The organism is Pseudorhodobacter sp. (assembly GCF_030452865.1).
In the GTDB taxonomy this organism is placed as follows: domain Bacteria; phylum Pseudomonadota; class Alphaproteobacteria; order Rhodobacterales; family Rhodobacteraceae; genus Pseudorhodobacter.
The window spans coordinates 1-7814 of record NZ_JAKDLJ010000155.1; the positions used below are offsets into that span (position 1 = coordinate 1).

The following is a 7814-nucleotide window of genomic DNA, read 5'->3' on the forward strand; positions in this document are numbered from 1 at the left end:
ACGATGCACGCCCTGCAAACCCCCTGCCCCATCGGTGACCGCGGCGATCATGGCAGGTCTGGGGACAGGCTTGGTCTGATCCCCCTCCCGATGCCAGCACTTCGGGTGGAAACGCAGGGCTTCACTCGCCGCCATTTGGGTGATGCCTCGGGAGCGGAGGTAGGTTTCCGCAAGCGTGCCTGCGACAGGCACCGAGGCCGCGAACAAGCGCGCGGCTGCGTTGCGCGTGCCACCGGGGGCCTTGGCTTTTCTTGCGACTGGCGTATCCGGCAGGACCGGCTGCGGACGGCCAAGAGGGGTGCGGGCTTCGGCCAGAAGATCGGGAAAGCGCGTGATCCCCGTCCGCTCGCGGATGATATCGAGCAGATCGCCGTGCAATCCGACGGCGGCATCTTGCCATTTACCCCGCGCCCCCGGACCAGATGTGGGGCCAGTCAGCCGCACGAAGAGCGACCGGCCGGGGTTATTTTGCAGATCGCCAACGATCCAATAAGAACCTTCCCGCCGTCCAGCGGGAAGGTAGTGGCGGCAGACGCCCTCGGCATTCTCCGCCAGCGCGCGGATCAAATCATCGGTTTCGGAATACATACCTCAACAACCCCCGCGTGTATTTAATCCCGTCACCGGATATCGTGCAATCAAGCGATCCAATGTTGTGATGCCGCCAGTGTCGACCGGGCAGAACAACCGCAATTTCCAGGCGATGATTTCCGAAAAGAGCCCATCGGCCTTGAGCCGGTCCTTCTGGCTTTCCGTAAAGCCAGAAAGCTCGATCCGGTTGACCCCCATGACGCGGGAGCGGTGCAGCTCCAGCCCTTCGGCCAGTTGCACCACGGTCTTGCCCTCCAGCACGAGGGCATGCACCTGCGCCGCCGATAGCTCTGGCGCATCCGCCACCAGCGTGGTTGCGACCCAGGCAGGCGAGACGCGGCGGCCGATGATGCGCTCGCCTGCGTCTGACTGCAGACGGTAAACCCGGGTTTCGTCCTGGGGCAGCTGCTTCCAGATCGGCAGCAGCAAGCCTGCCACGATGTGCAAGGTGGTTTCCGAGAATTCGGGCACCTCGACCAGTTCCGTGCTCCATGCCGCGATGAATGTCGCCCTGTCAGCTTCCAGCCAATGCGTATCCTCCATCATCTTGACCGGAAACGTGCTGGCCTCAGTCGGGCGGATCAGGCGAATGCGCGGCTCAATCGTGCCGTCGTCGAGCATCAGGCTGGTTGCGGGCACCTGCACCGCAGCGCGCCCTGACCGGCTGTTGACCAGAAACCGTGCCTTTGGGTCCTCATACCAGTCCAGAGCATCGGCCAGTGACAGCGGCGCATTGCGCTGCTTTTGGGTGATGGTCAGAAGCTGGGTTTCTGCGCCGGAGCCGGGATGGGTGTAGATCACCTTACGATCGGTGACGCGGAAGCTTTCGGCGCGCAGGGTTTCGAGGCCGAGGTCATAAACCCCGGCGGCGATGGCGCCTTCAATGCGCTGTTCGAGCAGGTCTTCAAAGGCTGAGAATAGGATGCCCTGCATGTTGATCGTGAGCGCCAGCAGGCGATTGAGGAAAGTGGTGATGGGCGGCAGGTCGTCTTTGAGGCCGTTGTCATCACAAAGACTGAGGCCGGTGGCCTCTTCAAAGGCCATGAGCGAACAGCCCGCCACATCGCCGCGATGGAGACGACGATAGAGTTGGCGTAGGGCATCGCGGGCGTAGGGCGATTCCAGGTTGTCCTCGGGGCGGAACAACCCCTGCCCGCCAGTTTGGCGCTGACCACGCGTGATCGCCCCGAGTGTGTCGAGGCGGCGTGCGATGGTGCTGAGGAAGCGCTTTTCTGCTTTCACATCGGTGGCGACAGGGCGGAACAGCGGTGGCTGCTTCTGATTGGTGCGGTTTGTGCGGCCAAGACCTTGGATCGCCGCATCAGCTTTCCAGCCGGGTTCCAGCAGATAGTGGACCCGCAAACGCTGGTTCTTGGCCCCGAGATCGGCGTGGTAGCTGCGGCCCGTGCCGCCTGCCTCGGAGAAGATCAGGATGTGCTTCTGATCATCCATGAAGGCGGCGGCCTCAGAAAGATTGGCGGACCCGGCGCGGGACTCAACCACAAGACGGGCAGCAGCACCCTCGCCCTTGCGCACGATACGGCGCGATCTGCCGGTGACTTCGGCCACGATATCGGTGCCGAAGCGCTGGACGATCTGGTCAAGCGCGCCCGGCACAGGTGGCAAGCTGGCCAAGTGTTCGATCAGCGCGTCACGACGGCGCACGGCCTCACGGCATTCGACTGGCTGGCCATCGCGGGTGACGGGCCGAGAGGAGAGATTACCTTCGCTGTCGGTGAAGGGCTCGTAGAGCTGCACCGGAAAGGAATGCGCGAGGTAATCCATGACGTATTCCCGCGGCGTGATGTCGACGCGGATGTCGTTCCATTCATCGGTTGGGATGTCTGCCAAACGGCGTTCCATCAGCGCCTCGCCGGTCGAGACAATCTGGATGACGGCGGCATGGCCGGCCGCCAGATCTGCGTCGATGGCCGCGATCAGCGTGGGGGTTTTCATCGACGTCAGCAGGTGGCCGAAGAAGCGCTGCTTGGCGGACTCGAAGGCCGAGCGAGCAGCGGATTTGGCTTGGCGGTTCAGCGTGGAACCACTTTCACCGGTTATGTTTGACGCTTCCAGTGCCGCTGTGAGATTGTTGTGGATGATGGCAAAGGCCCCGGCATAGGCATCGTAGATGCCGCACTGCTCAGGGGTCAGGGCATGCACAAGCATTTCATATTCGACGCCATCGTAGGACAGCGACCGGGATGTGTAGAGGCCGAGAGATCGGAGATCGCGGGCGAGGACCTCCATCGCGGCGACGCCACCGGCCTCGATGGCCTCGACGAATTCGGCGCGGGTGGCGAACGGGAAATCCTCCCCACCCCAAAGGCCGAGGCGTTGCGCATAGGCCAGATTGTGCACCGAAGTGGCACCTGTGGCGGAAACATAGACCACGCGGGCATTCGGCAGTTTGTGCTGCAAGCGCAAGCCCGCTTTGCCCTGCTGCGAGGCTTCGGTATCGCCGCGATCCCCTTTCGATCCGGCGGCGTTGGCCATGGCATGGCTTTCGTCAAACAGGATCACCCCGTCGAAATCCGCCCCGAGCCAATCGACGATCTGGTCGACGCGGGATTTCTTGGCGCCGCGCTCCTCGGAACGCAGCGTCGCATAGGTGGTGAAGAGGATGCCCTCGGAAAGCGGAATCTCGCGACCTTGCGCAAACCGCGAGAGTGGTGTGACCAACAACCGTTCCTGACCGAGCGCGGACCAGTCGCGCTGCGCATCTTCCAACAGCTTATCGCTCTTGGAAATCCAGATCGCTTTGCGCCGACTTTTGCACCAATTGTCGAGCAGGATCCCGGCCGACTGGCGGCCTTTGCCTGCGCCCGTGCCATCGCCTAGGAAGAAGCCGCGGCGGAAGCGGACGGCGCTATTGGCATCGTCAGGTGCGGCAGAGACAAGATCAGCGGTTTCATCGACGGTCCAAGACCCGGCAAGAAAAGCGCCGTGCGCTTCACCGGCATAGATCACCGTTTCAAGCTGGGCATCGGACAGCAGGCCGTCCCGCAAGAGGGCGACGGGCAGCTGGGGGCAGTAGCTGGGTTTTGGCGGTGCGACCGAGGCCATGGCGGCGGATTGAACCAGCTTGGTCGGGTGCGGTTCCGCACCGGGGATATCGATCGCCTGCAGGCGGAAGGTCTCATAGATCGCATCTGACAGGCGCGTGGTGGCCTCAACCTCGCTGCCGTCCCGCAGGGTGTAGGCAATATCTTCGGCCTGAGGCGACGGCTGAGACCGGGACGGCGATGCTTCAACGGGCGCACGAGGTTTGCCGACGCTGGCAGCCGTGGATCGGGAAGGATTTGCCGGAAGGAGGGAACGAGCGCCCTGCCCTGTGGGTGCGCTTGGTTCCATGGCGAGGCGCGACGGCACCTCGCTGGTGATCCGCGTCATCAGACTGGCGACATCGGCAGCCATCGGCTGGGTGAGATCTGCCGTGATGCCGCCCAACTCTCCACCCCGGCATTTGTCAAAGACAGAAATCCGGGTCTCAAAACTGGTGCCATGTTTGGCGAAGGCTGCACCCGACACCGCGCCGGTGAACACCAGATGGGCCGTCTCGGTCAGGCGACCGAAGGTCTCAGACCAGGAGGGCGCATCAGGTGCAAAAGCAGCACCCGTGATGGCAACAAGCCGACCGCCGGGCACGAGCCGGGCAAGTGCCGAGCGGATATGGCGCGCTGTGGCCTCCGTATTGCGGCCATCAACATGTGCCACCGCAGAAAATGGCGGGTTCATCAGGATGACGCTCGGGCGAATGCTGGCGTCGAGATGATCGTCGATCTGGGCGGCGTCGAACGTGGTGACCGGACGGCCCAGGAACAGCAGGCGCAGAAGATCGGCGCGGGTGTCGGCCAGCTCGTTGAGCGCGAGGCTGCCGCCCGCAATTTCCGCGAGGATCGCCAAAAGCCCAGTCCCGGCCGAAGGCTCGAGGACAAGGTCACGGGATGTGATCTGCGCTGCCGCCAGCGCCGCGAGCCCCATGGGCAGCGGCGTCGAAAATTGCTGAAACCGCTCCATCTCTTCCGAGCGCCGGGTATGCGTGGGCAAGAGGCCAGCTACCTTGGCGAGGATCGGCAGCAGTGCTGCGGGCGAACCGGCCCGGGCCAGAAGCGGGCGGCCGAACTTGCGCAGAAAGAGGACCAGCGCCACTTCGCCCCCCTCGTAAGCGAGCTTCCAATCCCAGGCCCCCATGGCATCCGAGCCGCCAAAGGCGCGCTCCATCTCTAGCCGCAGGCGCAGCGCGTCGATCTGAAACCCTTGCGCCAGATCGGGCTGCAGGGCCTCGGCCACGGCAATGATCGCAGCAGCAGTATCTGGTGGTGCGATTGTAAGAACGGGCGCAAGTGCTGGCTCGTGAGCGACGGGGGCAAGTTGGTTCATCAGAAAACTCCGGGATGAGGGACAGGATCAGGCCCGGACACCCTCTCTCGGGCATCCTCGGACCTGAACTTTCCCAGCCCTCCTCTTCCTCTCGACCCGTAATGATCGCGTCAGTCAGCTTGATTTTGTTCGTGTTATGTTCTATATTGGAGTTCAAGCCAGCAAGGGAGTTTTCTGATGGACAGCACTACCTATGCCCTGCCCGCGACGCCAAAGCAGATCGCCTATGCGCGCTCGCTTGCCTTGCGCAATCAGACGCTTTTGCCCTGGGAGGTTCAGCAAGACCGACGTAGTCTCAGCGCTTGGATTGACGCACAAGGTCAGATGAAATCTGCCGCTGCGTCAGACCCGCGCCCGAGCTCAAAGCAGGTGGCGTTCGCGGAGAAACTCGCAAGGATCAAACGCCGCGCCGTGCCGGATGAATGTTTCCGCGACAAGGGGCTGATGTCGAAGTGGATCGACGGGAACCGGTAGCCCTCACATTTCTTCTTGCGCCAGGGACTGTTGCCCGCATGGGGGGAGACTGCAAAGGCAGGCTCCCGTCCGCAGGACCAAGGCCCGGTCCCCGGCGGTACGCCGAGAGGTGCCCAAACCGACATTTGGCAACCACTGCAGTCCATCAGTCATCTTGAAACCCCCGCTTCCATGGATCTCCCTGTGTTTGAGGCTGCCCACCAGCTTCTTTGAAAATCACAGATTTGGAGTGCCCTTGACGCTGAAAACTCTCACTCATCAAAGAAACCAGTGGTCTTCTCTTTAGAAATATGCCACTTTAAGCGCTATGGACGCCGCACGATCACAAAATCTAAAGAAACTGCTCGGCGCTGTGCCCGCCGGGTATCTGGTTGATGCCGCTTGGCTCGTCTCGCAAGGCATCGCCTATGAGAGTTTCCGCGATTATGTGAAACGCGGCTGGCTGGAGCGTATCACTCGAGGCGTCTTCCGCCGCCCACTCCCCAACACCCCAGCCACACCGACGTCGAACGGCATCGACTGGAAGACTTGCATACTTTCAACGCAGCACATCATGGGCCATGATCTGCATGTCGGCGGCATGACCGCACTCGGCGAACAGGGACATGCACATTATCTCCGCCTAGGGGAAAGTGCTCCGGTCTGGGTTTATGGCGAAAATGTCCCGAACTGGCTGGTCAAACTGCCGACGGATGCCCCGATCAATATCCGCTCCCGTTCCTTGTTCGCAGATCCAAAGCTGGGCGTAACCCAAGACAACAAGAAGGGCCTGCCCTGGGACTGGGGCCTTACCCTGTCGACGCCAGAGCGCGCGATCCTAGAAGCCATGGACGAATTGCCCGACCAAGAAAGTTTCCACACCCTCGACATGGTCTTCGAGAGCCTGACGACCCTGCGCCCGAGGCTGCTTTCCGAGCTCCTGCAGACGTGCCGGAAGATCAAGGTCAAGCGCCTGTTCTTCGTCTTCGCCGACCGCCACGATCATCCCTGGCGCAAGCGGATCGACCCACAGGCGTTCGACCTCGGGAGCGGCGACCGAGCCTTGGTTCAGGGCGGCAAGATCCACCCGCGCTATCGGATCATGGTGCCGCAAAACTTCGTGAAGCCGGAGGCCGAAAGTGGCGCGTGAGACCTATGAAGCCCAAGTTGCGCTCCTCGTGCGCGTCCTTCCCCATGTCGCGGGCGAGAAGGTTTTCGCGCTCAAGGGCGGGACGGCCATCAACTTGTTCTACCGCGATCTGCCACGTTTGTCGGTCGATATTGACCTGACTTACCTGCCAATCAAGGACCGCGCCGAGAGCCTGGACGAGATCAACGCCGCGATGGACCGCATCGCGGCCTCCATCGAGGCCGGCATTCGCGGCGCGAGATCTCAGCGCATCCAGGGGGGCGGCGGCGGTGCCACTCGACTCTTGACGCGCCTGAACAACGCCGAGATCAAGATCGAAACCTCGCCCGTGACCCGGGGCGTCGTCCACGAGCCGGAGATCCGGACCATCTCGGCCGTCGTGGAAGATGCATATGGCTATGCCGAGATGCAGATCGTCTCGTTCGAGGACCTGTTTGCAGGCAAGCTGCACGCCGCCCTGGACAGGCAGCATCCCCGGGATCTCTACGACGTCACGCTCCTTTACGAAAACGAGGGCCTGACACCGGACCTGTTCCACACCTTCCTGATCTATGTGGCGAGTTCACCGCGTCCGGCGCACGAGTTGCTCGACCCCAACCTGATCGACCTCGCGCAACCCTATGCGCGAGAATTCGAAGGCATGACCCGGACACCCGTCCCTCTCGATACACTGCTGGCGACGCGCCTGAGGTTGGTCGCCGATCTGCGGGCGAGGCTCGATGACAAGGCCAAGCGGTTCCTCCTGTCGCTGCAGGACGGGGAGCCTGACTATGCCGCGATCGACCGGTCGCAAGCTGCCGACTTGCCGGCCGTGAAGTGGAAGCTCCTCAACTTGAACAAGCTGAAGCGCGACAACCCCGAAAAACATGCCGCGCAGCGTGCCGCCTTGCTGAAGCTCTGGGGCTGAGCCATGCCCCCCCTGCGAGGGAGGGGCACTCATCCCTTCAGTCAATGGCTTTGAAGATCTCGCCCGCCTCGGGATGATCCCCCGCGAAGGCGTAAAGCCGCAAATAGGCGTCTGCGAGTTGGTCAGAGTCGTGCTGGAACGACAGGTGCGAAAGGGCGAAAAGGGTTGCGATCAGGCCCGCTGCTTCCGCCGAGACCACGCCTTGGTAACCGTTGGTCTCGCATGTGATGCGAAAGCGTTTTTCAGTCGCGGGCGAGAGGAACAGGGGCCGCCCCGCCAATTCATGGAAATGCCACATGCCCCCGGTGTAGTCCTGCGGTGAGAGCCAGG

General features: G+C 62.4%; 5 protein-coding genes and 1 pseudogene. 3 read left to right on the plus strand and 3 right to left on the minus strand.

Annotation, left to right across the window (positions count from 1 at the left end):
• Together L0H65_RS10430 and L0H65_RS10435 are read right to left on the minus strand one after the other, a co-directional pair.
• Nucleotides 1-588: pseudogene (locus L0H65_RS10430) on the minus strand (DNA primase); the annotation flags it as partial.
• A gap of 3 nt (nucleotides 589-591) precedes the next feature.
• On the minus strand, nucleotides 592-4974 hold the full coding sequence (locus L0H65_RS10435; RefSeq protein WP_301458819.1) for a bifunctional class I SAM-dependent methyltransferase/DEAD/DEAH box helicase: 4383 nt from the start codon (nucleotides 4972-4974) through the stop codon (nucleotides 592-594).
• A gap of 177 nt (nucleotides 4975-5151) precedes the next feature.
• Between L0H65_RS10435 and L0H65_RS10440 the strand changes: the two genes are divergently transcribed.
• The 3 genes from L0H65_RS10440 (at nucleotide 5152) to L0H65_RS10450 (ending at nucleotide 7484) form a co-directional block, all read left to right on the plus strand.
• Complete coding sequence (locus tag L0H65_RS10440) at nucleotides 5152-5448, plus strand: hypothetical protein (RefSeq protein WP_301458821.1); 297 nt, start codon at nucleotides 5152-5154, stop codon at nucleotides 5446-5448.
• A gap of 307 nt (nucleotides 5449-5755) precedes the next feature.
• Nucleotides 5756-6577 carry a type IV toxin-antitoxin system AbiEi family antitoxin domain-containing protein gene (locus L0H65_RS10445; protein WP_301458822.1) on the plus strand — a complete coding sequence of 274 codons (822 nt, stop codon included), beginning with the start codon at nucleotides 5756-5758 and terminating at the stop codon, nucleotides 6575-6577.
• Nucleotides 6567-7484 (plus strand): nucleotidyl transferase AbiEii/AbiGii toxin family protein, encoded by a 918-nt coding sequence (locus tag L0H65_RS10450; RefSeq protein WP_301458823.1) that lies wholly within the window; start codon nucleotides 6567-6569, stop codon nucleotides 7482-7484. Before L0H65_RS10445 ends, L0H65_RS10450 begins: the two co-directional genes overlap by 11 nt.
• A 37-nt stretch (nucleotides 7485-7521) precedes the next feature.
• Here L0H65_RS10450 and L0H65_RS10455 read toward each other — a convergent pair.
• Nucleotides 7522-7814 (minus strand): antirestriction protein (locus L0H65_RS10455; protein WP_301458825.1); only part of this gene is annotated, 293 nt, incomplete at its 5' end.

What these genes read in the sequence shown, in the direction of transcription:
- L0H65_RS10440 (WP_301458821.1), top strand. Translation starts at nt 5,152, where the DNA reads ATGGACAGCACTACCTATGCCCTGCCCGCGACGCCAAAGCAGATCGCC.
- L0H65_RS10435 (WP_301458819.1), bottom strand. Translation starts at nt 4,974, where the DNA reads ATGAACCAACTTGCCCCCGTCGCTCACGAGCCAGCACTTGCGCCCGTT.
- L0H65_RS10445 (WP_301458822.1), top strand. Translation starts at nt 5,756, where the DNA reads ATGGACGCCGCACGATCACAAAATCTAAAGAAACTGCTCGGCGCTGTG.